The organism is Nitrososphaerales archaeon (assembly GCA_032906765.1).
Classification (GTDB): domain Archaea; phylum Thermoproteota; class Nitrososphaeria; order Nitrososphaerales; family Gagatemarchaeaceae; genus DASPPF01.
This window is the reverse complement of the sequence record JAJTZB010000007.1, coordinates 1-24,285: the sequence shown is the minus strand read 5'-3', so window position 1 is coordinate 24,285 and position 24,285 is coordinate 1. Positions and strand designations below refer to the sequence as shown.

General features: G+C 55.9%; 28 protein-coding genes and 1 tRNA gene. 13 read left to right on the top strand and 16 right to left on the bottom strand.

What is annotated here, in order from left to right:
• Nucleotide 1: 1 nt before the first annotated feature.
• Entirely contained in the window at nucleotides 2-1,477 is a 1,476-nt protein-coding gene (guaB, locus tag LYZ69_08045; GenBank protein ID MDV3278397.1) for an IMP dehydrogenase, read from the bottom strand.
• A gap of 88 nt (nucleotides 1,478-1,565) precedes the next feature.
• Between guaB and LYZ69_08040 the strand changes: the two genes are divergently transcribed.
• Nucleotides 1,566-1,988 carry an AAA family ATPase gene (locus tag LYZ69_08040; protein MDV3278396.1) on the top strand — a complete coding sequence of 141 codons (423 nt, stop codon included), beginning with the start codon at nucleotides 1,566-1,568 and terminating at the stop codon, nucleotides 1,986-1,988.
• 172 nt (nucleotides 1,989-2,160) lie between these two features.
• Here LYZ69_08040 and LYZ69_08035 read toward each other — a convergent pair whose 3' ends face one another.
• A complete protein-coding gene (locus tag LYZ69_08035; GenBank protein MDV3278395.1) occupies nucleotides 2,161-3,231 on the bottom strand; it encodes an ABC transporter ATP-binding protein in 1,071 nt (356 codons plus the stop codon).
• Between the two features lie 116 nt (nucleotides 3,232-3,347).
• On the opposite strand from LYZ69_08035, the gene LYZ69_08030 reads away from it, so the two are divergent.
• Nucleotides 3,348-4,754, top strand: coding sequence for an extracellular solute-binding protein (locus LYZ69_08030; protein ID MDV3278394.1), 1,407 nt, complete (start codon nucleotides 3,348-3,350; stop codon nucleotides 4,752-4,754).
• A 53-nt stretch (nucleotides 4,755-4,807) separates the two neighbouring features.
• A complete protein-coding gene (locus tag LYZ69_08025) occupies nucleotides 4,808-6,637 on the top strand; it encodes an ABC transporter permease subunit (GenBank protein MDV3278393.1) in 1,830 nt (609 codons plus the stop codon).
• 243 nt (nucleotides 6,638-6,880) lie between these two features.
• On the opposite strand, the gene LYZ69_08020 is transcribed toward LYZ69_08025, so the two are convergent.
• On the bottom strand, nucleotides 6,881-7,033 hold the full coding sequence (locus LYZ69_08020; GenBank protein MDV3278392.1) for a hypothetical protein: 153 nt from the start codon (nucleotides 7,031-7,033) through the stop codon (nucleotides 6,881-6,883).
• Nucleotides 7,034-7,065: 32 nt separating this feature from the next.
• Entirely contained in the window at nucleotides 7,066-7,263 is a 198-nt protein-coding gene (locus tag LYZ69_08015; protein MDV3278391.1) for a hypothetical protein, read from the bottom strand.
• A gap of 951 nt (nucleotides 7,264-8,214) precedes the next feature.
• On the opposite strand from LYZ69_08015, the gene LYZ69_08010 reads away from it, so the two are divergent.
• The 3 genes from LYZ69_08010 (at nucleotide 8,215) to LYZ69_08000 (ending at nucleotide 9,141) form a co-directional block, all read left to right on the top strand.
• Complete coding sequence (locus LYZ69_08010; protein MDV3278390.1) at nucleotides 8,215-8,556, top strand: YkgJ family cysteine cluster protein; 342 nt, start codon at nucleotides 8,215-8,217, stop codon at nucleotides 8,554-8,556.
• Nucleotides 8,553-8,855: a hypothetical protein gene (locus tag LYZ69_08005; protein ID MDV3278389.1), complete on the top strand. Its 303-nt coding sequence runs from the start codon at nucleotides 8,553-8,555 to the stop codon at nucleotides 8,853-8,855. Before LYZ69_08010 ends, LYZ69_08005 begins: the two co-directional genes overlap by 4 nt.
• Before the next feature lie 127 nt (nucleotides 8,856-8,982).
• Nucleotides 8,983-9,141 (top strand): hypothetical protein, encoded by a 159-nt coding sequence (locus LYZ69_08000; GenBank protein ID MDV3278388.1) that lies wholly within the window; start codon nucleotides 8,983-8,985, stop codon nucleotides 9,139-9,141.
• 705 nt (nucleotides 9,142-9,846) lie between these two features.
• Here the strand turns inward: LYZ69_08000 and LYZ69_07995 are convergent.
• Nucleotides 9,847-10,020 carry a hypothetical protein gene (locus LYZ69_07995; protein MDV3278387.1) on the bottom strand — a complete coding sequence of 58 codons (174 nt, stop codon included), beginning with the start codon at nucleotides 10,018-10,020 and terminating at the stop codon, nucleotides 9,847-9,849.
• 332 nt (nucleotides 10,021-10,352) lie between these two features.
• Nucleotides 10,353-10,490 carry a hypothetical protein gene (locus LYZ69_07990; protein MDV3278386.1) on the bottom strand — a complete coding sequence of 46 codons (138 nt, stop codon included), beginning with the start codon at nucleotides 10,488-10,490 and terminating at the stop codon, nucleotides 10,353-10,355.
• Between the two features lie 242 nt (nucleotides 10,491-10,732).
• Here LYZ69_07990 and LYZ69_07985 point away from each other — a divergent pair, with 242 nt between their 5' ends.
• The 4 genes from LYZ69_07985 to LYZ69_07970 all read left to right on the top strand — a co-directional run bounded on the left by LYZ69_07985 (nucleotide 10,733) and on the right by LYZ69_07970 (nucleotide 13,683).
• Nucleotides 10,733-11,056 (top strand): hypothetical protein, encoded by a 324-nt coding sequence (locus LYZ69_07985; GenBank protein ID MDV3278385.1) that lies wholly within the window; start codon nucleotides 10,733-10,735, stop codon nucleotides 11,054-11,056.
• Between the two features lie 593 nt (nucleotides 11,057-11,649).
• Nucleotides 11,650-12,060, top strand: a complete 411-nt coding sequence (locus LYZ69_07980; GenBank protein MDV3278384.1) for a hypothetical protein — start codon at nucleotides 11,650-11,652, stop codon at nucleotides 12,058-12,060.
• Between the two features lie 993 nt (nucleotides 12,061-13,053).
• Nucleotides 13,054-13,308, top strand: coding sequence for a 30S ribosomal protein S10 (rpsJ, locus tag LYZ69_07975; protein ID MDV3278383.1), 255 nt, complete (start codon nucleotides 13,054-13,056; stop codon nucleotides 13,306-13,308).
• Nucleotides 13,309-13,428: 120 nt separating this feature from the next.
• The gene (locus LYZ69_07970; protein MDV3278382.1) at nucleotides 13,429-13,683 is read left to right on the top strand and encodes a hypothetical protein; all 255 of its coding nucleotides are present in this window, start codon (nucleotides 13,429-13,431) and stop codon (nucleotides 13,681-13,683) included.
• Between the two features lie 93 nt (nucleotides 13,684-13,776).
• Here the strand turns inward: LYZ69_07970 and LYZ69_07965 are convergent, their stop codons facing one another.
• The gene (locus tag LYZ69_07965) at nucleotides 13,777-14,334 is read right to left on the bottom strand and encodes a TATA-box-binding protein (protein ID MDV3278381.1); all 558 of its coding nucleotides are present in this window, start codon (nucleotides 14,332-14,334) and stop codon (nucleotides 13,777-13,779) included.
• A 467-nt stretch (nucleotides 14,335-14,801) separates the two neighbouring features.
• Nucleotides 14,802-15,272: a methyltransferase domain-containing protein gene (locus tag LYZ69_07960; GenBank protein MDV3278380.1), complete on the bottom strand. Its 471-nt coding sequence runs from the start codon at nucleotides 15,270-15,272 to the stop codon at nucleotides 14,802-14,804.
• Nucleotides 15,273-15,542: 270 nt separating this feature from the next.
• Here LYZ69_07960 and LYZ69_07955 point away from each other — a divergent pair, with 270 nt between their 5' ends.
• The gene (locus LYZ69_07955; protein ID MDV3278379.1) at nucleotides 15,543-15,731 is read left to right on the top strand and encodes a hypothetical protein; all 189 of its coding nucleotides are present in this window, start codon (nucleotides 15,543-15,545) and stop codon (nucleotides 15,729-15,731) included.
• A complete protein-coding gene (locus LYZ69_07950; GenBank protein ID MDV3278378.1) occupies nucleotides 15,731-15,997 on the top strand; it encodes a hypothetical protein in 267 nt (88 codons plus the stop codon). The genes LYZ69_07955 and LYZ69_07950 overlap by 1 nt, the downstream gene beginning before the upstream one ends.
• Before the next feature lie 66 nt (nucleotides 15,998-16,063).
• Here the strand turns inward: LYZ69_07950 and LYZ69_07945 are convergent, their stop codons facing one another.
• From LYZ69_07945 to LYZ69_07930, 4 genes are all read right to left on the bottom strand, one after another.
• Nucleotides 16,064-16,684, bottom strand: coding sequence for a hypothetical protein (locus LYZ69_07945; protein MDV3278377.1), 621 nt, complete (start codon nucleotides 16,682-16,684; stop codon nucleotides 16,064-16,066).
• A gap of 187 nt (nucleotides 16,685-16,871) precedes the next feature.
• Complete coding sequence (locus LYZ69_07940) at nucleotides 16,872-17,114, bottom strand: Lrp/AsnC ligand binding domain-containing protein (protein ID MDV3278376.1); 243 nt, start codon at nucleotides 17,112-17,114, stop codon at nucleotides 16,872-16,874.
• Between the two features lie 1,485 nt (nucleotides 17,115-18,599).
• Nucleotides 18,600-19,892, bottom strand: a complete 1,293-nt coding sequence (locus tag LYZ69_07935; GenBank protein MDV3278375.1) for a hypothetical protein — start codon at nucleotides 19,890-19,892, stop codon at nucleotides 18,600-18,602.
• Nucleotides 19,893-19,927: 35 nt separating this feature from the next.
• Nucleotides 19,928-20,263 (bottom strand): hypothetical protein, encoded by a 336-nt coding sequence (locus LYZ69_07930; GenBank protein ID MDV3278374.1) that lies wholly within the window; start codon nucleotides 20,261-20,263, stop codon nucleotides 19,928-19,930.
• A 70-nt stretch (nucleotides 20,264-20,333) separates the two neighbouring features.
• Between LYZ69_07930 and LYZ69_07925 the strand changes: the two genes are divergently transcribed.
• Nucleotides 20,334-21,230, top strand: a complete 897-nt coding sequence (locus LYZ69_07925) for a winged helix-turn-helix domain-containing protein (protein ID MDV3278373.1) — start codon at nucleotides 20,334-20,336, stop codon at nucleotides 21,228-21,230.
• A 120-nt stretch (nucleotides 21,231-21,350) separates the two neighbouring features.
• Here the strand turns inward: LYZ69_07925 and LYZ69_07920 are convergent, their stop codons facing one another.
• The 4 genes from LYZ69_07920 to LYZ69_07905 form a co-directional block, all read right to left on the bottom strand.
• Nucleotides 21,351-22,475 carry an ATP-binding protein gene (locus LYZ69_07920; protein ID MDV3278372.1) on the bottom strand — a complete coding sequence of 375 codons (1,125 nt, stop codon included), beginning with the start codon at nucleotides 22,473-22,475 and terminating at the stop codon, nucleotides 21,351-21,353.
• 162 nt (nucleotides 22,476-22,637) lie between these two features.
• Entirely contained in the window at nucleotides 22,638-23,609 is a 972-nt protein-coding gene (locus tag LYZ69_07915; protein ID MDV3278371.1) for a tyrosine-type recombinase/integrase, read from the bottom strand.
• A complete protein-coding gene (locus tag LYZ69_07910; protein MDV3278370.1) occupies nucleotides 23,591-24,118 on the bottom strand; it encodes a hypothetical protein in 528 nt (175 codons plus the stop codon). Before LYZ69_07910 ends, LYZ69_07915 begins: the two co-directional genes overlap by 19 nt.
• Before the next feature lie 49 nt (nucleotides 24,119-24,167).
• Nucleotides 24,168-24,285, bottom strand: a tRNA-Ser gene (locus tag LYZ69_07905).

Below are 24,285 nucleotides of genomic sequence, written 5' to 3'. Positions count from 1 at the left end.
TTCAGACGACCCTTTCGATGTCGTGGGGGAGGCTCTCCTTGTAGCCCGCGGAGGTAATCCTCATGAACTCTGCTTTCCTCTGCAACTCGACGACGGTCTTTGCGCCGCAGTAGCTCATCCCAGACCTGAGGCCTCCGACGAGCTGCCTGACGACGTCGGCCACTTTCCCCTTATACGGGATGAAGCCCTCGACCCCTTCGGGCACGCTCTCCTGAACCACTTCCTCGACAAGCTCCTCCTCTCTCGGCTGCTGGCGAGCACCCTCCCTGACCCGACGGTCAATCGACGCGGTCAGCGAAGCCATGCCTCTCGTGAGCTTGTAGCGTGCGCCCTCCCTCAGTATCGTGGGGCCCGGGCTCTCTTCTGTGCCCGCGAACAAGCTCCCAATCATGACGGTTGAGGCACCAGCTGCCAGCGCCTTTGTCACGTCCCCCGGGTTTCTCACGCCCCCGTCGCCGATTACGGGGACGCCACTGTCGCTGGCAGCTCTGGCGCTGTCAATGATCGCGGTCAGCTGCGGGACGCCGAATCCCGTGACGACCCTAGTGACGCAGATGCTGCCAGAGCCCACCCCGACCTTCACAGCGTCGGCGCCGGCCCTTATGAGGTCCAGTGTACCGCGCGCGGTCGCCACGTTGCCTGCGACGACCTCGACGCTGCCGAACTCCTTCTTCATCCGCTTCACTGTCTCGATCGCCCTGAGAGAATGACCATGGGCCACGTCGACAACAAGAGCGTCCGCGCCTGCGTCCAGGAGGCGGCCTGCACGCTCTATGTAATCCCCCTTTACACCCACAGCCGCTGCAACGCGTAGGCGCCCCTTCGCGTCCTTCGTTGCCGATGGGAACTGCTTTCGCTTCATTATGTCCTTGGAGGTGATGAGACCAGCGATTCTGCCACCTCTGTCAAGAAGGGGCAGCTTCTCCACCTTGTTTTTCCTGAGCAACTTCTTCGCCTTCTCCAGAGACACGCCCTTCGGCGCCGTGACCAAGTCCTTCATCGGCGTCATGACCTCGCTCAGTTTCCGCCCGAGGTCTTCCTCGAGCGAGAGGTCCCGGGTCGTGACCAACCCGAGGACTCTGCGCTCTTCATCGACTATCATTATGCCCCCGATGTTGTGCGCTCGCAGCAAGCCGAGAGCTTCGCTCGCAGTCCTCTTCGGGCCGAGAGTGATCGGGTCCTCGATGACGACTCCTTCCGAGCGCTTCACCTTGACGACCTCGGCGACCTGCTCCTCCACGGGCAGGAACCTGTGGATCACGCCTATCCCTCCCTCGCTTGCGATCGCAATGGCCATCGAAGACTCAGTTACAGTGTCCATGTTGGCGCTGACTATCGGGATGCTGAGCTCTATCCCTCTGGAGAAGCGTGAACGTGTTTCAACGTCCTTGCGCGACATGACGTCGGAGAACTTGGGGACGAGCAGGACGTCGTCGAAAGTGAGGCCGACCTTCAGTCCGTTATCGGGACCCTTCACTTGACTTCGGGTTATTCCATCGATTTATAGGGTTTTGGACTCGTCATGCTGCTGGTCTTAATTACGCGTCGCACCTCCCTGGGAGCGCTTGCGAGGAAGACTGCTGATCTTCTGCGGCATCCCAGGGAGCGGCAAGACCACTGTGGCCAAGATAGTTGCAGGGACGCTCCCGAAAGCAATTCACGTTCAGACAGACGCTGTGAGGGAGATGATCGCTCACCCGGACTTCGGGGGCGAGGAGTCGAGGTTCGTCTATGAGGGGTGCATCGCGGTGGCTAGGGAGGCGCTTCGTAATGGCTACACGGTCCTCCTGGACGGGACATTCATGCGAGAGGAGTACAGGACGAGGGCCAAAACTGCGCTGCGGAAGTATGTCACAGGAATCGATGTGGTCTACATCGCTTGCGGCCTCGAGGCTGCCCTCAGGAGGAACTCGTCCAGGCGGGCAGCCATTCCGCCAGACAAGCTGAGGAGCATACACAGGAGGTTCCAGGCAGAGCCGTCAGGATAGACACGTCCCGTCTCGGGCCTGACGAGGCTGGCAGGCGAATAGTAGCAGCGGTGCTCTAGACCTCCGCGCCGCACTGGTGCATCCATGGGAGCATGACCCGTCTTGTCCTGTATCAACTTCAAACGTCCCACCCGCCAGAAAAGCGCTGCAGCCTGCTCAGAGCGCAGTTAGACTAGGCTAACCTTCTCCCAGTCTGCCTGTCGAAAAAGTAGGTGTTCCCTTCCCTGAAGCCGCAGTACACTTCCTTGTTTATCGTCGCATCGTAAGACGGCTCGACCTGGGCCAGCAACCTGATTCCGTCCGCGTCAACGGTGACGTACTGGACGCTTCCCATCGGCTCCGCCACATAGACTCTGACCTTGAACGTGCCGGGCCTCGGCCCGTCGCTCACGGTGACGTCCTCGGGCCTGACACCCAGGACGACCACCTCTGCACCCTGGGCAGCGAACTCTACCTTCTGCCTTATCGGCCCCGACACGAAGCATGCAGCCGTGCCGGCCCTCGTAATTTCGCCGTCGATTAGGTTCATGGGTGGCGAGCCGATGAAGCCTGCGACGAACAGGTCGCTGGGCTGTTGGTAGATCTCCATGGGGTGGGCCATCTGAATCAACCTGCCGTTGTCCACGACTGCAATCCTGTCCGCCATGGTCATGGCCTCCGCCTGGTCGTGGGTCACGTACACGGTCGTCACCTTCAGCTCCTTCTGGAGTCTCTTGAGGAACCCCCTCGCTAGGACGCGCAGCTTCGCGTCCAGGTTGGAGAGCGGCTCGTCGAAGAGGAAGACCTTTGGGTTCCTCACGACTGCCCTCGCGACTGCCACCCTCTGCTGCTCTCCCCCGCTTATCTGCGACGGTTTCTTCTCGAGGAGACCAGAAATCTGCAGCAGCTCTGCCGTGGCCCTGACCCTCTTGCCAATCTCTACATCGTCCAGCTTCCTCACCCTCAGCGGAAGAGCAATGTTATCGTAGATCTTCATGTGAGGATAAAGCGCGTAGTTCTGAAAGACCATCGCTATGTCTCGCTCGCGTGGAGACAGGCCGTTCACGACCTCGCCGTCGATGTAGATGCTCCCGCTGTCGGGAGTCTCAAGGCCGGCTATCATGCGCAGTATGGTCGTTTTCCCGGAGCCGGACGGGCCGAGCAGCACGACGAATTCTCCGTCGCCCACTTCGAAGTCCACGGCGTCCACAGCCTTGTGATGGCCGAACTGTTTTGTGACGTTCTCTACCTTGAGCTCCGCCATGGGTCCAGCAGAGCCGCCCTGTCCCGCCCCTTTAATCGTATGGGAAGTCTGTCGACGTGTTGAACCGGGCCAGATACACTTAAAAAAGCATAGAAGCTTCCGATATTCGAAAAAGAATGAAGCTCCGCAACGGCGTAAGCACAGCAGCTGTTGCGGGTGTTGTCATCGTAATTCTCGTCCTCGCTGGAGTCGCAGTCTACTTCTATTCTTCGGTTCCAGGCCCGACCTCCAGCACTTCGACTTCGCCTACGACCACCTCAACTACCACGACTGCCTCGGCAGGCAACACGCTAACCATCATGTCAATCTCTGGCTTCAGCGATTCCTTCTACACGGCAGTGGGGAAGGACTTCGAGGCCCAGAACCCCGGTGTGACTGTCAGGGTCCTGACGGCGCCATTTAGCGGCATCCTCGCCCAAGAGCAGACGCTCCTCCAGGCCCACGACTCGTCGGTCGACATAGTCACAGGGACACCAAGCATGATCGGCACTCTTGCTCAGTTCGCGCTGAACCTCAACCCCTACATATCCCAGTACAACCTCAACAAGTCGGACATAATCCCAGCGATGCAGTCCTCGAATGGCGACGTGGCCCTCGGGAACGGGACTGTCCGAGCGAAGGCCCTCGCGATGATGAGCGACACGATGTTCATCTACTACAGGCCGAGCATCTGGAACCAGTACCAGAGCAGCCTGAAGCCGCTGAACACCTGGGAGAACTTCATCTTCGATGAAGGCTACCTGTACAACAACACTGGCACCTACGGCGCTTTCGTAGAGACAGCCACAGCGCACGAGCTGTGGAACACGTACCTCGACGTCTACTCGTACTACTACCAGCAATCAAGCATGGGGCCAGCCAAGCCGGGGTACGGGATACTCTTCACGAACAAACTCCTTCCGTCGTTCAACAGCACGGCAGGCGTCCAGGCAACTGAGACGCTGGCCAGGATGCTCAACGCACAGCCTTCGCTCGTCAATAGCTATGGCGGATTCAACTACAACAACTTTGTCTCGTACTACACGAAGGGCTTCCAGGGCAAGAACTTCACCATGGCCATCGCGTGGCTGGCGCAGTTCTCGTCCGTCAACAAGACGCTCAACGGAGACGTCGCCTTCACTGCTCTGCCGGGAGGTCACACGCAGGAGGGAGGATCGGGCGCAGCGGTCAACGCCTACTCGCAGAACCCGACGCTCGCCTTCAAGTTCCTCCAATTCGCACTGACCCCGGCCGAGCAGGTCAAGATGTACGACCTCCAGCACGCACTGCCAGGGACATTCTCAGGCTACAAGTACCTGATCAGTGAACATCCGAACCTAGCCAAGTTCTTCCAGTCTGCCCTCTCGATGGTCCAAGCAGGAGGCGCAGAGCCCCACATAATCAGTTCGACGTGGGCTCTCATACCGATCATCGACAACGCTCTCGCATCAGTCCTCCCGCCAAACGCGGCAACACCCCAGCAGATTTCGACCGCGCTTCAAATAGCAGCTAACCAGTGGATACCGATAGTGAAGCATGGTTAGGAACGCGCGGTCCCGCCTTTTTTTAGACTGTCCAAGCTAGAGAAGGGCTGAACTTGCGAGCTTCGAAGGCCATGGGTGGTTACACGAAATGGCTCCTCGTGCTCCCTGTCGTCGCGTACCTGCTGATGTTCACGGTCTACCCGATTCTCGCGAACATCTACATCGGCGTATCGTCTGGAGCGGTGTTCACACTCTTCTCCCTTCCGCAGATGGACATGACGCTCGTCAACACGGGCGTGTTCACTGTCGGGGCTGTGGTGATAGAGTTCACAGTAGGGCTAGGGCTCGCCCTGATGGTTGACAGAGTGAAGAAGGGAGCCGGCTTCTTCACACTCGCATTCACTATCCCTGTGCTGATTTCCCCGGTCGCTGTGGGGGTCATCTGGCTTCTGATCTTCGACCCGCAGTTCGGTCCGCTGAACTACTTCCTATCGCTCTTCGGGATTCAGGGCCCGTTCTGGGTCGGGCAGCAGAGCACGATAATGGTCAGCGCGATACTCGCCTCTTCATGGGAGGAGACTCCGATTGTCTTCATCGTGATCTACGCTGGGCTCAGAGGGATCCCGAAGCAGATCTACGAGGCAGCGTCGATCGACGGCCTAGGAGGTCTCTCGCTTGTCCGCAGGGTTGTGCTCCCGACGATAAAGCCGACCCTCGTGGTCGCCGCCTTGCTCGCCTTGATGACGAGCTTCAGGAGCTTCGACCTAGTGTACATGTTTGCCATCAACGGGCCGTTCGCGTACGTTCAGACGCTCCCCTACTACCTGTACAACCTCGCGTTCTACTCCAGTTTCCAGGACTACGGCTCTGCGCTCAGCGCACTGGTCATGCTCATTGCGCTGGTGCCGACTTTCGTCCTTCTCCGCGTGATGAGAATCGACGAAAGGCTGGGTCTCGCGAAGCCAGGGTCAGGAGAAGAGAAGCCCGGCCTGATGGCTAGGCTCGGCACAGCGGTGAACAGGAGACTGGCACGCATCCGCGTGCATAGGCGGAAAGCGAGGGGGGCGGCTGTGGTCTTCGCGCCGCGGGACAGGAAGTGGGCGACAAGACTCTGGAGGCCTCTGACCTACGCTGCCCTTTCCCTCATGGCGATTCTGGCTCTCTTCCCTGTGTACTGGCTCCTGATTACCAGCGTCAAGACGTTCGACGAGATCTTCCCCATGGGCGGAGGTGCAATCTTCTTCCCGTCCGCAATCGACCTCTCAAGCTGGGCCGCCGCGCTGAACGAGATGTCAGGGTACATCACGACGAGCATTGTGGTGACAGCCAGCGTCGTCATCATAACCCTGCTCTTCGCCATTCCGACAGCGTACAGCATATCGCGCTTCAAGACCGGAGGGACTTGGATTGTCGCCTGGAACATAATTGTCAACAGCCTGCCGAGCGTCGTCTTCGTGATTCCCCTCTTCCTCCTGGTCAGGACAGCGCACATCTACAACACCTGGTTCGCCCTGATCTCCACCTATCTCATCTTCACAATCCCGATAGCAGTCTGGCTGTTGATAGGTTTCGTGGAGGACATACCGAAGCAGATAGACGATGCTGCGAGGATTGACGGGTTGGGCACCCTCGGAATCCTGACAAGGATGATATTTCCTCTGATGAAGCCTGGCATCGTGGCCGTGGTAATCTTGGCGATAATCAATTGCTGGCACGAGTTCCTCCTGACGTTGACCCTCGGTCTCACCGTGTTCAGCGGTCAGGTCCCGGTGGGTGCGAGAGGGGTCACGGTGTACATCTCCAACTTCCTATCGGCGACGGGCATCAACTGGGCCACGGTGAGCGCGGGCGCGGTCCTGGTCTCCCTGCCGCTCATAGTCATGGTGATCCTGCTGCAGAAGTACTATGTCAGCGGGCTGACGTTGGGCTCGGTGAAGGGCTAGAGGGGCTCATCCACACAGTCAGTCACGGCTCGGCCGCGCGCCTGCCGCATAGTCTTGGACAACGGGAGCCGGAGGACGCAGAGACCACTCGGGACAGTCGCTCCAAAGCGGGAAGCGCCGGGGGAGGGATTTCAGCTCTCATTTACTAGTAAATTGTAGCGAGAAAGCGAGGTAAAGGGTCGGAAGGGATTCGAATCCAAAAGGGGAATCCTCAGCCCCACTATTTGCATCTAAACCCGACTGCTACTTCCTATTCGCGTGGCGAAAGCCCTGTTTTCTGACAGGCCCCTTGTAGTGCTCGTTCCGGGGGCAATGCGGACCACACTTCTCGTTGAACGGATGGTTGTGCCCCTTCACCTCCTCCTTCTCTTCGTTTCGCTCACGGTAGGATGCCATTCGGCGAGCAGAAATGCGAATTAGACCCGCGTCTAATAAGTTCTACCGACATCCTGCATTGTTACTTCGGCTGCAGGGCAGTTGCCAAGGGCCGATAGGAGCAATCCAACCCTTGGAAAGTAGGCGTCCATCTCCTCGATGAGGCGGATGACACCGCGGAGCTCCTCGAGGTCGCAACCCACTTCCTGATCGAGGGCGTGGACGTTTAACAACGGGCAGGCGACGGACAATATCGACCCCTCGCTATCTTTGTTTTAGTGAAATTTGTCTGGATTGCAACAGCGGAAGCGGGATCTACAGTAGTCGCTCGGCTAGTCTGGTAGACATACCATTTGAGGAGTGCCCTAGCACGTTTCTAGGCGGCCGGTTTCGGTCCATGCTCAAGACGTCATTGTGACTAGGGCATTGATGCGCCGATGATTCCGAAAGGATTCGCCGACCCAGTGCTCGATTGGCACATTTACCGCCGTTTTCGGTACTAGTTTGGCATGGTACTCGTTTGGGAAATCTCGGCACGTGCCATCTGTGGTCATGGGTTCAAATCCGGTGGGGTTCGAACCCCAGCTTGACAGAACATGGTAATCAGAGTTCTCCCAAATCGAGCTTATCTTGTCCAGAATAGCTCGAATCAGGACGGTCTAGGTCGGGAGACCCGTTCTTTTAGGGCAGTGATGGTTTGAGGAGGGGCATGGAAGACCTCCGCAAAGAGATTTGGAATAAGAACGGCACTCTGAAAAGTTTCGAGTGTGGCCTTTGTAGATTGGAAAGGAACAAGCAGATTCCTGCGTCGGCACACTCACAGTATCAGCTTAGGCAAAAGAGTAGCAAGAGAGAAGTATGGGTCTGGGTTTGTACGAACCACTTCGACATGGTCAAAAGTCGCGACAGCCCCTACGAAATCCTCAGGCACTTTTTCTAAGTCGGCTCGTCCTTAGGACGGCTTGCATTCTGAATCAGAGCCAGCCACCTGATCTCTCCGTCGACCTTGATTCCCGCTCTGTCCGCTGGCGTGTCACCGAAGAGTCTCAATGGCGTCATCGTAAGCAAGAGAGGGTGGTTTGGAAGGGTTAAGTTCACGCTCACTCTTCCGTGCAATCGCTTGATTCAAGGCGTTGTCTTCGAAGAATGTTTGTAGGAATCATCGCTGTGTAAGTTGCTGCTACAAGACAGAGATGATCTTATTGGAGGATGACGTGCGGCGCATAGTGAGCCTAGGTTTCAAAGAAGACTTCGCAGTCGAATTCAGAGGCTTCAAGAAGCTCAGGAACGACAACGGCAGATGCATCTTCCACGATGGAGAGCAATGCACAATCTACCCAAATCGACCATCGGGGTGCAGACTATATCCCGTCATCTTCGACGAAGACCTGAACCATCCTGTAATGGACAGGTTATGCCCATTCAGAGCGGAGTTTCTTCTCTCATCAAAAGCCAGACGGGAAGCATCAAAGCTTTACCTCAGACTGACTAGCGAAAGAAAAGCCAACAGCAGCGAGAAGAAGAGGTCAGTCGTGGAGATATGAGTTACAGCTCCGACGCAAGGAAGGAACACCTGACTTCAAAGGAATACCTCGAATATCTTGATCAAAGACTAGGTTTTTCAAGAGGAACCGTCTATGGCCTCTGTCTGGCAGCCATAAAGTCGAAGACCGAATCCAAGTCAGGGGTCAAGGTGACATATCGAGGAGAGACCGAACGCCAGATACGTACTACTCCTCATCACTCCGTTCAGGTGCGTAAAGCTATATTCCTGATAGAGTTCAAGATGGCCAAGGCGGGAAAGCAGATCGACCGCGTGGTTCAGGTTCATCTGGAGATATAGCGGATTCCACCAATTCTCTGACCCGAATACGCTCTGTTCTGCAGGAACTATCAAGATAGCGGCTCACCGACTCCTCCGTCAAGCGTCGGCTCATGTTTAAACGGCCATCAAGGGCAACGCATGAGGATTGCCGACCGAAGAGCTTGATGTTTACGCTCTTGTGGGGGGAATTCGGGACAAGATGATGCCGAAGTCTGAGGTAATCGTTAGGACGGCCCTCGCGGAGCTTGGTCTTACGGGGGCCTCTACGCTCGACCCGAAAGGAAAGGCCCCCACGACATCCTGAAGAACTTCGACGCCTACCTGAATCAAGCCTCCGTGAAGTAGCTGATGAAGTTCTCCATCTGAGGCCCGCTGAACACGTCCTTGAATGCGGGAAGAGACGATGTTGCCTCGGTCGGATATTCAACTGTGGGTGTCATGAGCAGGGGTAAAGGGGCATCGGACAATCAGACGGCAGGACAAAAGAGGTTCAGCAGTAGCTAAAGCGAAATCTGCCAAAGTTTAGGCGATAAGGAGCTAAAGCCTCGAAAGAGCTCGATTAGGCGCTAATGAGCAGATTTAATACAAGCAACTTCGTCACCCGAGACGATTGCGATGGTCAACTGTGCAAAATGTGGTAAAGAAATTCCTGCGGGTCAGGAAGTAAGGAAAGGATTTCTAATGAAGAAAAGTTATCACAAGGTATGCCCCTAAGTAGAATCTACTGTTAAGTTCTAGTTAGGCCCCCAATTTCTTCTACTGGCCCCCTCGCAATGTGATGAGCCCCTGCTTCAATTCGTGGTACAGGCAGCCAGGGCACGGCACTCCTGCCGACACGTTTCTCTTGACTGACGGCGAATTGGCTTGCGCCTTCAGACGTTCCTCCTGTTTTGAACGTACGGCGAAACCAGGTGCCACTACTCGGCCGAGACGGTGGCCGACTTCAAGATGGTGATCAAGCGCTTCATGAAGTACGTGAGGTACGGGGACGCAGACAAGGACACGCCCTTTACTTCGAACTCGGCCTTTCCTTTATTCTGTTCTCCCATTCCTTATGGCCAACGATTCGGTTCTCTTCGAGAACATCAACCAATGATGAGAGCATGATGTTGAGCATTTCGACCTCTTCCCTCAAGTCGTCAGTAGCCTTGTTTTGTTTCCGCCGTTCCTTCTTGACGCTCACATTCATCCCCTCTGAATGCCCTTTCTCGATGTGGCGGGTAGATGGCTATAAGCTCAACGAGCCAGGCCCCGTGAGGGAACCGAGAGGTTCCGCGTAGAAAGAGTTGCCAAGTAGCTCTGAGGCGGATCGAAGCTGGTAACCTTTAGCAGCCCCATTAATCATGCCATTCGCGAGTTTGCACTTTGACGAAGGTATTAACCGCCCCGAGTTTTTGGGCTCACGAGGAGGGGAATGCGGTGACTGAGAGTAATGATCTCCTACGTAACAAAAGTAGGAGGCGGACCAGCCCGCTCTCAACCCTGGGATGTCGTTGTGCTCGCCTGAAGGGCGCTTTATTTGGTTGCAGGTTGAGGAGTAGCAGGAGCCGCCTTCCTTGTTGCCTTTCCTTTAGTAGCCTTCTTCTTGACCTTCTTCAATTTCGCCATGTGATTGTAACCTTCGACGTTGCTTAAATTCTTTTCAACTGGCAATCCCCATTCATCGTTGATTGCGGGGACAAAGGGTCTGAAGGGGACAAATCGAACCAGAGCGTGACAAACCATGTCATCTTTTCATCTGGACGGGGGAGCAACGACCTTGTGTCAATTGTGGTCGACCATCCAGCTACGTCGTGACGTGGCCCTCCGGGAGGATGGATTCCGGATCCGCTGGCTGCATCTGAGTGAGGAGCTCGGATCGTCCTTGCTCTTCGCCTTGACCGGAGGCATCATTAATGGGCATCGAGAGCCGTGTCCATGAGCGCTATGGGAACGAGTACTGGGAGAGGAACGGAGACGAGTTCCTGCGAAGGGCTAATAAGAACGGCCGGCTGCACGACGAGTGGGTTTTCCCCAACTCCAGGGAGCGTCGGAAGCTGATGCGCAAGCAGGAGCGCGAGGTGAAGGTGGAGAGCGAGGAGGCTGACGTGTCTAGAGCTGCCGAGGTCAGGGAGCTGCAGGAACGGTTGCGGCGACCTATAGCGGGCAAGTCACAGCGACGGAAGGCTGTACGGCGCAGGCTCACTCAGAGGCTGTCGGAGCTTCTGTCCGCTTCTTAGATGGGTTTCCCAGGGCGGGTGCTCGCTTTGTTTGCGCCTACGCGATTCAACAAGCATGAGTTCGTCTACTTCTCTGGCACGGTTTCCTGTCGACTCCCGTCAGACCCGCTGCGCCCGCGGGTTCCACTCACACATAGGGGAGCCTACACAGACTGACAAGGCCCGGCCGGGGCGCCTAGTCTCAAATTCCAATCCAGAAACGTCGGTAGCAAATGCGCGTCGGTGTTGAGCCTTGGCTCGCTCTGCGAGTGGTGAACATGTACTGCAGGCGACCCATGGTCTAGTAGGACTAGACTAGAAGGTTCGAATCCCTAGCTTTTCGACCTATTGCTTTCTCGCCGAACGGACTTGCGGAGTCGGTTCAGTTCGGCAATCTTTTCCTTGTACTCCTTCTTCTTCTTCTTATTTCCTTGCGCGCGCGCTTGGTCGTACAGCTTCCTCAGTTTCTCTTCTTCTGTCGCGTAATCGGACAACTTCGGAAACGAGGTCGTCGCGCCATAATTATGTCTTTCAGATAGATTGGTCTCCTGAATAAGCAGATAGCCTTAATTCAGAGTGACAAGAATTCGTTCTGTTAGGAGAGGACGTTAGACTTGGCTAAGATTACATACATGCCGACAGAGGAAGTCGTCATTCATCAAGTCTTGGAGTCCGACAACAAGATAATCTTCTTTGAAGACGTCGTGAAGCAAATACTGACGAAAGAAATTCCAGTCATCCCTACCGTCAATTGGATCGACGGAATAGCCTTTACAATATTACATTTCCCAGACACGGAGGATATCGTGCGAGAAGAGCTCAAGGGAAGGGTACACTACTCCGCTGTTCTCTTCACCAAGATTCCATATCAATCTGAGTTCATGGTGAACTTGGGAAAGGAAGACATCCGCGTGCGACTTCGCAAAGCAGATGACAACCCAGATTTCGTTGACCTGGTTGAATTTCTAAAGACGTTTAAGCATGACACGAAGGTTAGGACTAAGTTAGAACGTCCGTCAAGTTAGCACCGATGAAAGATGTCATCTAGGCTAGCACTCGCAAGCCCACCATAGCAACACCTATCTGATGGAGACGACTCATGATTGGTACAGGAAGATAAGGATTGTCTGACAGTGATAAAGGCGCGAGCCAGCAGCAGGTCCAGCTTAAGGTTCTCGAGGCGTACACTCGCGATGTAGGTCGGGGTGCCTTTCTACAGGTAAGGCAGTAAAGCGGTGCGTGGTAGAGTTGGTTCTTTGTAGTAAATGTAGAAAAAAAGCGGTGGAGATGAGAACTGAAGGAAGCCCTGTTTTGGTTTGTATTGGTTGTAATAATTACACCGGTGAATGTACTTGTTCATCAAGCTGAGTACGGCACTAGTTCAAGGACAATCTTTCCTAGAGGAAGCACGTAGAACTTACGGCCTTCAAAGTACGCCGATTCGATGGCCGGCCGAAGAGAAGAGGTCGCGGGCAGAGACACCCTAGAGACCCTTACCAGAAGAACCTTCTTGTCGAGAATGGGCCCGTTGTGAACGACAGGAAGGTGGAGAAAGTTGATTCGACACGGCGAGCGGCGGACGAGCTGGCGCAAACCGGCGTTCCCCAGGGGACCGTCGTCTTGGCCAAGGAACAGACTCTGGGCAGGGGATGACGCAGTAGAGAGTGGCGTTCACCAGAGGGCGGGCTTTGCACGTCCCTGGTTCCGAGGTCGACCAGAACCACTGGGACATACCTCGTCAGCGTGACCGCCCAGCTTCAGTTTCCATCGTGATGTTTTCAACTAGATTCACCCATCATCTGGAGACGCCTGCTTCTTCACTTGGACATCTAGCTTCCACTTTGCAACTACCACCTTTTCTGCAGCCACATTGATGGATACCTCCGGCATGACAGAAGAATTAGCAGTTTTCTGTAAGTGAATCCCTAAGTATCCAGTCAAGAAGCGGCCCACGAAGAATAACGCCGAAGTACGCCCGAATCAAGCTCACGAGCGCGAACCTGGAGCAGCTCGAGAGGGTGGCGAAGAGCATCAGGGAGATCGCAGAAAAGACGGGCGTCAGGGTAAAGGGCCCGCAGCCTCTTCCGACTAAGAGGCTCAGGATCACCACCCGCAAGGCGCCGACCGGAGAGGGCACACACACCTTCGACCACTGGCAGCTAAGGATTCACAGGAGGATTCTCGACGTCCAGCCGGACGACAGGACGTTGAGGCAGATCACGAGGTTGGAGATTCCCGAGGACGTGAAGGTAGAGATCATTCTGACTACTTAGAGCGCCTTACTCATTCTTTTCAGCCCAGCGTCAAGACCAAGCTCGTAATCGTAGTGTGATGACTCTGCCTTCTCCCTGCTCCATTCTCTTTTAGAGCGTTGCATCGGCCACAAAATGCCGATGATCTACGTCAGGAAGGAGACCAAGGACGAGGGGCGACAGAAGACCAAAGACGGCATAATCAAACCTGGCCGGAACGTCGTGGTGATCGATGACGTGATCGCAACGGGAGGCTCGACGACCGCCGCGATAAGCGCGATTAGGTCGGAGGGAGGCGAGGTGGAGGATACTATCGTCCTGATCGACAGACTCGAGGGCGCCAGAAAAGATGAAAAAATCTTGGAGAAATGGCGTCTCGCTTCACTCGCTGACTGACATTCTTGAAGTTACCGAAATCCTCTACTTCAAGGAGACGATTGGTGTCGAAGAGAGGAAGGCCATCATCAGTCAGGTTGGTCGCGGGAAGGGTCAGTAAACCATGAGCCCTTTTTCCTCGAGCATCACGTGCAGGTTGTTCACGGCCCTGTAAACCTCGCTCTCCTTCTTCGCTCCGGTGCAGACAAGCTTTCCCGACGAGAACACCAAGAACACCGTTTTCGGGTCGGCCATTCTGTGTATGAGACCGGGGAACTGCTCCGGCTCGTACATCGATTTTGGTAACTGTCTAGCCGCTTCCTCAAGGTGAATCTTTCTTCCAAGGTCCACCGATGCCACCATGTTCTGTATCACTATCTCTGCCTCGTTCTTGATGGGGATGCCCCCCTTCTTCAACCTCCTGACGACCTCCTGCACGGCCTTTCTTGACTGCTCCTCCGATTTCGCGCCAGTACAGACCATCTTCCCCGAGCTGAAGATCAGGGTAGCCGTCTTTGGGCTCTTCAGCCTGAAGACCAGTCCAGGGAATTGGTCGGGATGATACTCGACGTCGACAAAGTTCTTGGTTATCAGGTTGAGGTCGACCCTCTGATTTATCGAGGCAGAGGCGACAACGTTCTCAATGCTTACTATCGCCTTCGTTTGGGGCATTGAGGAGGCGTGAAGATTCGACAGCCTATATAGGACATTAATGGCGGCGGGAATGGTCCGATAACATGCCGGGTCATGCAAGGCTTGATTGGTAGATGAGGCGCATCTCAAATGATCCTCAAACGCCGAAGAGTTATTAGAATCACTTGGGAATCGCGGCTTGCCTGCGCTAGGTCAGCATTTCGAATTGCACACCAGGACAACAACTCCCACTTCTAACAAAATGCTGGGTTTGTAGTAGCTGACCAGAAATGCGCCCCCTTAGAAGGGAACGATAATTTCCTTAAACTCCAGCTTTTAACCTAAAAGTGAGGATGGGATTCTCGCCTGAATTTGCCGGTAAAATAGGGAGGACGCACAACTTCAGGTCCAACTCGTGTCCTCACCTATTTCCCGATGCCCGCGCTCGGCCACCCGCCACTGAGCTGGCTGCATCCGGCACTCAAGGACTGACGGGTCGGTCCGGTTCACATCACGTACAGGTATATCGGATGAGGCTTCCTCCAGCCCGCAGGCGTGACCTCTATCTCACGCGCAGGCGTCCAACCTGGAATCGGGTAGTCAAAATTTACGATTCTGACACCAGGCCTCAGTTCTTTCATGAACTTGGGCGCCATCAAGTTCAAGGTATAGCTCGAAAGATACATGGCAAGGACGTCGGCCTTTCTCAAGCTTACCTTCTTGAAGCTGCGACACGATATCATGATCTGACGGGACAGTCCCATCTCCTTCACCTTTCTGCGGCATTCTTTCACGAGGCGCCTCCGAACCTCCACCCCCACCACTCTGGCATGAAAGTCCTTGGCCGCTGCTATCACCATTCTGCCGTCGCCCGAGCCGAGATCGAACACCGTCTCATCTGGCATCACAGAAGCCAAGGTGAGCATCTTCGGTATGATGTCTTCCGGAGTCGGGATGTATGGTTCGGTGTAATTCATTCATGCCAAGTGGTTTCTCGCCTTAGATAAGCATCGAGGGTGGCAGGGGTCGCGCCCACTATTATCGCGGCGACCTAGCTCTCAACTACTGGTTGGCAGGGTGTAGAAAGCCATTAGGTTACTACAGCCTACGACTATGTTGGGGTAAGCACCTTCGAGCAGGAGGGAGGGAAGGAAGATCGGTTCGTCAGGCATGGTTCCAACCATCCCTCCGCGCCCACAGGTGGAAAGTAAAACTGAAAGGTTGGCGGTGGACGTGATGAAGCGGGTATGACCGAAGAGGAAGTGAACGAAGAAGCTGTCAAGTTCACGCTCGAAGAGTTGAGACGTCCGAGAGATCAGATCGACCAGACGGTCAAGCAGCTGGAGTCGCTAATACAGAATCCTCAGACAGCGGCCCAAGCGTCACCGGCAAAGATAACGGCAAGGCTGCAATCAGCGAAGCGGACACCCTTCTGATGGACGAGGCCGCCTCTTCGCTGCGGACGCTCAAGCAGGAGGTCGAAGCGGCGATGGGAAGGGCGGGTGGATGGTACATCGACAGGGGTTCCCTCATCAGGAGGATAGCCGAGGAGCACGGCGGAGTCTGGCTGCAGAACCTGACCTTCGCTCTGAACGCGTGCTCAACTGCCGCATGGAGGTCAATCACCTACGAGAGGAGGCTGCCCTCGGCCGTCCTGAAAGTGGGGGACTTCCCCCTGAGGCTCACCTCGTCAGAGAGCTGATGCCTTCATGGCTGCGGAAAGACGTCAGGAGCGGCGACTTCGCGGCCGAGGAGGTCCAAGAAATCGTCAGGGACTTCTTGAGGTCCGGTCGTCATGCGTAAAGGGCGAGCCCTTGCGGAACGCTATCTTCGCGACCGAGCCCTGATCTTTCTGCAGACCCTTCACTCGCAAGTTCCTAGACGTCCCTGACTCGTCCACTACCTCCACGACGGTCGTCGGGAGCCTGGCCGCTAGGTTGTCCGCGAGCCACGCCGCCATGACTGGGTCGCCGTCGCCGATCCTCACGAAAGACCTTCTGACGGAGACCCCTTCCACCAGCTTGATGACTCCGTTGCAGGCGTAGACCTTGGAGTTGAATGTCTGAGAGGCAATCCTCGTCTCGCCGAGGAAGGCGGCCATCCCTATCCTTGAACCCGGGTCGAGCCCGACCAGCAGCATCCTGTCTCCCTCCGACAGCCGGGCGAGTATCTGGCCCGAGGCGACGTCGGAGTTCGCATCCAAGTCCTCCAAGGCCATCGTGGGTGTGTGGAACAGCCCCGCCTCTGCCCTCGTCGTGAGCACCAGCTCGCATTCTTCGCTCCTGTCCCCGGGCACGAGGCTCAGGAACGGCAGGCCAGCGCTTCTCAGCTTCGAGACTATGGTGTAGTATGCCCTGCCGTCGGCGGTCATCACGCAGATTCGGCTCATTTATCTCCTGGCTCGTGACGAGACCCGACAGCCACTAATGAGCTTTAGCGCAGCCAAATTGGGGGTCGTATTGTGACGAGCCTGCGCTCATACCCTGCGTATCACCTTCGTCGAATATAACTGGACCGGCTGCTCTGGAGGTAACCCTTCCGCATCCGTGCTTCGCGGTTGCTTCGGCGGCGCCTATTTACCTACCTGGCAGCTTGTGCACCTTCAGCACCATAGAACTCACAGTGCGCTTCACGCCTTGTATCTTCATTATCTTGTTCTCGAGGACGTCCCTGAACTCCTCGACATCTGAAGCCGAGAAGAGGGTGACGATATCGAACTCGCCTGTCACCTCGTAGAGCGCCACGAGATCGTCAAGCTTACCAAGGGCCTGCACCACCTCGTCCATCAATGGAGACTCTACGAAGATATTCACAAACACGAGCAGTCGTGTCAACTCAGGTCATCGGGTTGATATATTTCCGTGGGTCTTCCCTCGGGATTCGCCTATAAGAATTCCACAGGGGCCCATCGTTGCCTATTCGAGCGGCTTGCACTTCTCGTGTATCGACTTGTCCTTGTACATTGTTATGCGCTGGCCCACCTCAATCTCACGACCACATTCGGCGCACGCTGTCCTGTACCTCGCTCTCGCGGGATCTTCGGCGTCAAAGGTTCCTTAAGAACGGTGACTGGCCTCACGAGGACGTCGAACTCGTCTAATTCTTCCTCGGAGTATCCATGAGCCCGCGCAGGAGCGGACGTACTGCGTGGGCTTGCCTCCGGCCACGGAACGAACCCTTGCGGATGCTCATCCACCCTCCCCTTGATAGTAGACCCCCAAGCCAAACCGAGTTCGGCGTCGAGAAACTTCTTGCATGCCGCTCTCCCTTGGCTTGACAGACAGCGGGAAATCCTTGTTTTCAGTTATTCGTGATTTCTTGGTCTCCCGTCCTTGCTGACCTACTTACGGGTCAATCGAGCTCGCTCGGAACACTTAATATCGTGTTCGGGTTGATTTTCCTTGCCGATTCTGGCTTGACATATCAGGTTGCATGTTCAGCGTGCGGTTGCACACTCTACTCCGGGTTTGGCATTAGGAACCCAGCGGACGTCCTGAAGCCGTTGGGCTTCAGGTGCAAGAAGTGCGGAGCAAATCTCTCGAGAGACCATTTCAAGGTCGATGTTTGGAGGTCCGAGGATGTCATTACGTCGGCGGAACATCCGCAGCTTCTTCCATTCGCTCAGGCCTCGAAGTGACGCTGGAGGCCCTCGCCTCAATCAACAGAGCGCCACCGACCGTGGCTCTCTCACAGCATCGCGGAGCTTCATGGCGACCTCGCTTCGATGAGGCAAGGGCTTGTGTATATCCGTGGAGACTAGAGACCAGGAGAAAGATGAGCCTCCTTCACCGAGCCCGCTGGGACCGCTAACCTACAGGTGTCGGTACTGCGGGCAGGTGGTGAAGCCGGAGGACCAGGCCGGGAAGGTTACCCTAGCGAACATAGTTGATATCGAACCCGATGGGTCAGTGCTCAAGGCTTGCAGGAGGTGCGCGAACCTTCATCCACAATGTCAAAGGCTTTCAAGTGGTGAACGGCGGAATGATCGGCCTCGGTCGAAGGCATCAAAACTGGGGATGGACATCGAGGCAGATTGAGGCATCGTCGGAAACCGGCATTGGAGGTGACCTGGGCGTCTTGACTCGCAGGGAGAAACTAGGGGACGAACTTCGCCGAAGCGAGAACCATTACCAGAGTGGCTGTTTACTGGCTGTGTTACGCGACTAGCGTGCTAGTCGCAGAGAATCGTTCAAGAAAAAGGCAAGGGCACTATGATAAGAAAGGTGCGCTGCGGTGCGGCGCCGTGCAGTCCTGCGCACTCCAGCTCTAGCGCGACAATAGCGAGCTAATGGCAAGGCCCCCATTCACAGGAGCTTTAGGGCCATATCCAGCGTCTCCTTGCACGTCTTATCCGAGGCAGGGTCACCTCCAATCAACATCAGCGGGGTCGTCATCCCCTCGAACTTCTTCCCCTCTTCCACCGCTATGACCTTCGCCCAAATCCTGCCGTTCGCCAGGTTTAGGATGAAGAGGATTAGGGGTACGCCGTACTTTATCGCGGTCTTGAGCTCCGCCAAGAGCTTCCCTCTGGGTATCCATCTCTGCCTCGTTCCGGCCTCAGAAAGGGTCAACGCCTTGAAGGCACCGACAGCCTTCACCACATTGTCGGGAGAACCGTAGAAGATGAAGTCTGGTTCACCCTCCTTCAAGCTGGACGTATGCATCTTACCCGCATTCCGGAGCGTGTTCTCAGAGAACTGGAGTTGGGCGCGGTTCCCCTTGTCTCTGTTTGCAATTCCCGCCTCCCTCGTCAGCTTCCCGCCGGTCTGCGGGGCGGGGGCCTCGACCTCCGCGGGCGACTTCGGGACCTCCTGAGCTGCCTTCTGTCCCTGAGCACCATCGCCTCCGTTACCTGCGTCCTCTCTCTGTTCTTTCGGCGATTCACGCCCTCGCGCAAGGGAACCAAGGTACTCATCGACTTGCTCCGAAAGTATGGCGAACTTCTCCAGTATGCCCTCGGTGCCCTTGATCAGCCCGGCGATTGTTCTGGCCGACTCGCCTCGCTTCTCAAACCAATCATAGTACTCGGCCACCGTTCGTTTGTACTCCGACTCTCTGAGTTCCTCATCTTTGCTAATCTTCTCTACGACTTGGGTCTGTGCCCTTACCGCCTTGCCTTGGCTCTCTACGATGGAGACCATTTCGCCGGTCTCCTCACCTAACTCGGTGACCCTGCCCGAAAGTTCGGAGACAGACGCCTGCGCGGTCGCGATAGCACCCGTTAACGGCCCCAGACGGGTCTCGAGTTGCTTCAGGGCGTAGTCAACCACGCTCGCTTCGGCTTCTTCGCCACGATTCGAGTGGGCAACAGCCAGGTCATAGAGCTCCAACGCCCAACTGAAATAGAGATAGATCGAAACCAGCCAGATCACGGACAGGACAGGCCCATCCAACCAAGGCGAAGACACGAGACCTGAAATCTGAGCAAAAAGTGTGGACAGAGAGAAGGTGGCAAAGACGAAGCCCACTGATATCGCAAGGACCCTCCTGCCCATCTCCTCCGCCTTCTTCTTCGTCAGTTGTGTGGTGACTTCCCACACCAAGTATGCCAGAAAAGCCCCGAACGTTATCGGGGACAGGAATAGATCAACACCCATCGTTACTTCGCTCCTTCCCGAGAATGGTCGTCGCTCTACGGATTTGGTCCATTGTCACCTGGGCCTCGGTTTGTAGAGACGTTCACAAGCCTCCACCTGACCTGTCCGTCGATGATCATGACGCCCACCACCTTCCCCACCGCGCTCCTGAGCGAGCTGGGCGCTCCTTCCACCGGAATCTCGAACCTGCGCCTGGCTTCGATGACTGCCACGCCGTTCCTGTTTACGGCAATGAGCTTCCCTACCACCTCCGACAGCTCGCGGATGGAGGTGACCTTGAGGTCTGCCGTGAGCTGCTCCGCTTCCGGTGAATCATCGACAGGTTTAGTGACCCGACCGCCCCCGCCATCTTCCGTCTGCCTGGAGTTCACTCTACTTTAGCCCCACCCTAAACTATGGAACTCGTGACGCTTATATAGTTTACCCCCCTACTATACTGCCGTGAGAACTACTGCAGGCAATGCCAGGGACAAGATTCTCGAGGCGGCGAAGTCCCCTCGGCGCTGGACAGACCTGCTCAGAGCGACGGACGTCACGCCGAAGAGGCTCCTCGAGCTGCTCAACGACCTGTCGGACAAGGGACTGATTGCAAAGGACAGCGAAGGCAGGTATGTGCTGACCGAAAGGGGGCGCGAGGCGCCCTCTCGCGAAAGGAAGAAGACGCATTTCGAGACGGTCCTCGAACTGGCGTCGAAGTGTGACCCCATTCAGATCGATGTGAAGAAGTACCTCATCCATCTGTACCCCGGCCTGTCGTGGGTCACGAGCTCGTACAACGCGGAGGTCAGTCGGTGGAGGAGGACTGGCCAGTGGAAGAAGCTGGGGGAGTCGTTCGCCGAACTGTCCCATCAGTCAGACGCCCTGGTCCAGCTGGATAACGACCTCCATCAATTCCTTGGTGAAGTCTTCGGGCCAGGATGGCGCTACGAGATAAGGTACAGGAAGGGGACCGGGTGGAGCCCGCTCGCAGGTTCCGAAAGGGAGGCCGAGAGACTGTCGAAGGAAGGGATGGAGCTGCCCGAGTACGACCCGGAGCTGAAGTACACGCCCGCAGGGGTGGGCAACTATCCGGAGGATTACCTGATGGAGGCGACCTTGAAGGGCTGGAATGACTCCGTGAATCATGCCCTGAAGATGTATGACGGCGCGATGGGGGTGGTCGGCGGACTTGAAGCTCCAAAGGGCGAACCGTTCAAGGACGCGCTAAGGTTCATGGAAGTGAAGAGTACCCTGGAGAGAACATGCGAGATTCTTCGGGAGTGCCTCGGCGCGTTGGCTGGCAAGAAGGAGACGCAGAAGAAAGAAGGGCGAACCATCGCCAATCAATCACGAAGCTGATTATCGTCCGCATTCTCACACTGCTACAGACGACTACAGTTGTTGGGTTAGGTTGACATCCTCGCCTTGACGTACTCCCCAAACGGTACTGCTGCAAGATACCATCTGTACCGGCGATTACTATTCTCCTTGCCTGAACGATTCAGCGAGCATCTGGTCAGTCAGACTGTAGGACTCGCCTTCCTTCTCGACGAAACCTGCCTTGACCAGATTGGTCAGGAGCTCCGTAATGTTTCTGTCATTGATGGTCCTGCCTTCAGCGGCTTCCATGGCTCCCTTTGTCGTCGACCACGATGAAGATTGAGCTCTGGCCAGATGCCGGATGATTGCCTCGTAACGTTGCGTGCCAACCTCCCTGCCCTTCAGAAAGTTCCTGAACTCCTGCCTGACCAGCGACTTGCCCACTTCGACAGTCTGGTCGATGGCACTCTCTGACATCGCGCCTGCCTTAATGCTCGTGATGCCGAAGAGGGTCAACCAGCCAATTATTCCGTCCAACTTCTTCACAGCGGCATCCATAACCCCCTCCTCAATCTTCATCTTCGCCTGCTTGAATCCACGCATAAGAAAGTCTCTCGCCATCCCTTCGGGAAGGCGGTGGAGACGTATCTCGGTGATGTGCCTTCCATAGAGGGGCGCTTTGGCGTCCTGACTCCCAATGAAGTCGTAGAGCAAGCCGACAGCAGAACCGGTTAGGACGACGGTAATGTTGCGGCAGTAGTCGTAGACATGAGCGATCAGCTTTGCCATGTCAACACCTGCTACCTTCTTCAATTCCTGCGCTTCGTCGAAGGATATGATCATCCTCGTCTTCTCGTGCTTGGCCCAGGCGTTGAGCTCGTCGAACAGGGTGGAGAGTTGGGCGGGCTCCTTGCCTCCCCAGCTTATGCTCAAACCAACGTTGGATACGCCGACGCCTTGCACGCGCTTGAGCCAGTTGAAGAGCCTCCTTCCGGAACTCAGGTGCGCCTTGTAGAACTCGTTCAGAGTGCGCTCAATCTCCTGAATCAGATCCTTTTTGGTAGCATAGGGCTTGCTCGCTAGAGCACGCATATCCAGCACGATGGAAGGCTGAGCAGTCTGATTCAAGGCTGTCAGGAGAAGGGAAGTCTTGCCGGTCCTTCTCAGACCGATGATTGTCACCAGCGGCACTCCTTTCTTCAGGGCGGAGATGAGAGACTTTAGCTCCTCCTCTGTGTCGTACAGGTCTCTCTTGTTGTCCTTGGGCCTCTGGTCAAAGAGCAAGTTACTTGTTCCACCACAAGTTGCTTGCCCTACCACAAGTTAAAGGTTGCGGGGCAGAAGAACAATTTCTCCATGCCGGAACGATAGTAGCAGAAGTAACAGACATCATAAGCATTTGCTACATCTGTTACTTTTGCTACTTTTCCATGAGTCGCAGCGTCTCTATATGCCGAGCTTGGGCACGCAGGTGAGGTAAGCCTTGCGCAGCTCTTCCTTGTCAACGTGGTCATAGATGTCGATCGCGTCCCTCCTCTTGTCGCCCCGAAGTATCTGAATGAACTCTCTTGACATACCCGCTCTCCGAAGGTGCGTTGTGAACCAGTGTCTGAAGTTGTGGGTCGAGAAATGGTCCTCGATGCTGGCGGACTTCGAGTTATGGAGCCCGGCCCTCTCTGCGTACTTCACCATCATGTTGTAAATACCACTCCTCATCAGCCTCCGGCCGGTCTCCCCGACGAACAGGGCGTCGGTCTGCAATTGCATAGTCTCCCTTATCGATATCCACCGTCTCAGGACAACGGCACACTCGTCGTCGAAGAAGACGATCCTTCCGCTTCTCTTCTTGAACCTCTTCTTCTCTAGGGTTATCGCGCCATCGGCCCAATCGATGTCCTGGACGTTCAGAGAGACCAGCTCCCCTCTCCTGAGACCGGTCTTGGCAAGTAGGATCGCCACTGCCTTGTCCCTGGGATTCAGGATAGAGTGGATGAGGGCCGACATCTGCTCGACGGAGATTAGTTTACGGGACGACTCGTCGCTGGTCCCCTCCTTGTACTCTGCGAGAAATCTCTTCCTGACTATCAGGACGGGATTCCCTCCGACGTGCCCCTCGAAGGCGAGGAATCCGTAGAACGTCGACAGGGCAGTGAAGTTGTTCTCCAGCGTCTTGTGGTCAAGGCTCTGAGACCGCCTGTGACGAAGGTATTCCTTAAGTGTGAAACGGTCGACCTCGAACGGATGGACACGCATCTGCTCGAGGAATTCGAGAAAGTGTTTGACGGCGAGTGAATAGCTCTCTATGGTACCGGGGGCGAGGTTTCTGTCCCTGCAGTCCTGGACGAACGCAAGGGCAAGTTGGGCCGGTTCCACCCTCTCTTCGGCGTGAAGTTCCTGCGTCAACCCTTCCACTTCCACCCCCTCGCCGTGGCCTCAAGGAGCCCGTATGCCTCCAGACCGGAGATCTGCCTATCGATCGCCTTGATCAGTTCTTCTTCGTTCAGGTCGATCCCGAGTTTCCGGAGCAGGTCGTCGCTGTCGACTACCTTCTCGTTCCTGAAGAGCTCGATGAGCTGCTTTTCGTACGCCCTGACGCCCTGGAAGGACTCGTCCAGAAATGGTTGGACCCGGTGCCTCCTGAGTTCCCTGTCCAGCCTGTCCGCGAGTTCCCTCGCCAGCCTCACCTCTGTCTGCAGCCTAGCAACCTCCTCATCCCGCTGCTTGAGCTCGCGAACCAGCTCGCTGCGCGCTTTGAAGCCCTCCTCTCCTTCCTCCTGCCTGAGCGAGTTTTCGACATGCTCGACCACGAACTTCGAGACGGGGGTGCCGGACTTCGCAGCGAGCTTCTTCCACTTGCTTGCCAATGCGACCGACGGGAGGTAGACGTAGATCGCCCTCTCCTTCAGGTGCCGCTTTGAGACTACCAATCCAAGCTCTGTGACCTTGCCGAGGTTATAAGCATTACTAGTAAAAAAGCGCCGGGGGAGGGATTTGAACCCTCGACCCGCTTTCGCAAGACAGGCTTGCTTGCTCGCTGGATTCCAGGCTTGCGCTCCCAAGAGAGCTGCGCCCTACCGAGCTAGGCGACCCCGGC

Coding starts and splice junctions, on each gene's coding strand:
- LYZ69_08005 (MDV3278389.1), top strand. CDS start 8,553: ATGAGTTACAGCTCCGACGCAAGGAAGGAACACCTGACTTCAAAGGAA.
- LYZ69_07985 (MDV3278385.1), top strand. CDS start 10,733: ATGGGCATCGAGAGCCGTGTCCATGAGCGCTATGGGAACGAGTACTGG.
- LYZ69_07965 (MDV3278381.1), bottom strand. CDS start 14,334: ATGCCCCAAACGAAGGCGATAGTAAGCATTGAGAACGTTGTCGCCTCT.
- LYZ69_08020 (MDV3278392.1), bottom strand. CDS start 7,033: ATGGCATCCTACCGTGAGCGAAACGAAGAGAAGGAGGAGGTGAAGGGG.
- LYZ69_08035 (MDV3278395.1), bottom strand. CDS start 3,231: ATGGCGGAGCTCAAGGTAGAGAACGTCACAAAACAGTTCGGCCATCAC.
- LYZ69_07950 (MDV3278378.1), top strand. CDS start 15,731: ATGGACGAGGCCGCCTCTTCGCTGCGGACGCTCAAGCAGGAGGTCGAA.
- LYZ69_07970 (MDV3278382.1), top strand. CDS start 13,429: ATGATCTACGTCAGGAAGGAGACCAAGGACGAGGGGCGACAGAAGACC.
- LYZ69_08030 (MDV3278394.1), top strand. CDS start 3,348: ATGAAGCTCCGCAACGGCGTAAGCACAGCAGCTGTTGCGGGTGTTGTC.
- LYZ69_07935 (MDV3278375.1), bottom strand. CDS start 19,892: ATGGGTGTTGATCTATTCCTGTCCCCGATAACGTTCGGGGCTTTTCTG.
- LYZ69_07955 (MDV3278379.1), top strand. CDS start 15,543: ATGACCGAAGAGGAAGTGAACGAAGAAGCTGTCAAGTTCACGCTCGAA.
- LYZ69_07945 (MDV3278377.1), bottom strand. CDS start 16,684: ATGAGCCGAATCTGCGTGATGACCGCCGACGGCAGGGCATACTACACC.
- LYZ69_07960 (MDV3278380.1), bottom strand. CDS start 15,272: ATGAATTACACCGAACCATACATCCCGACTCCGGAAGACATCATACCG.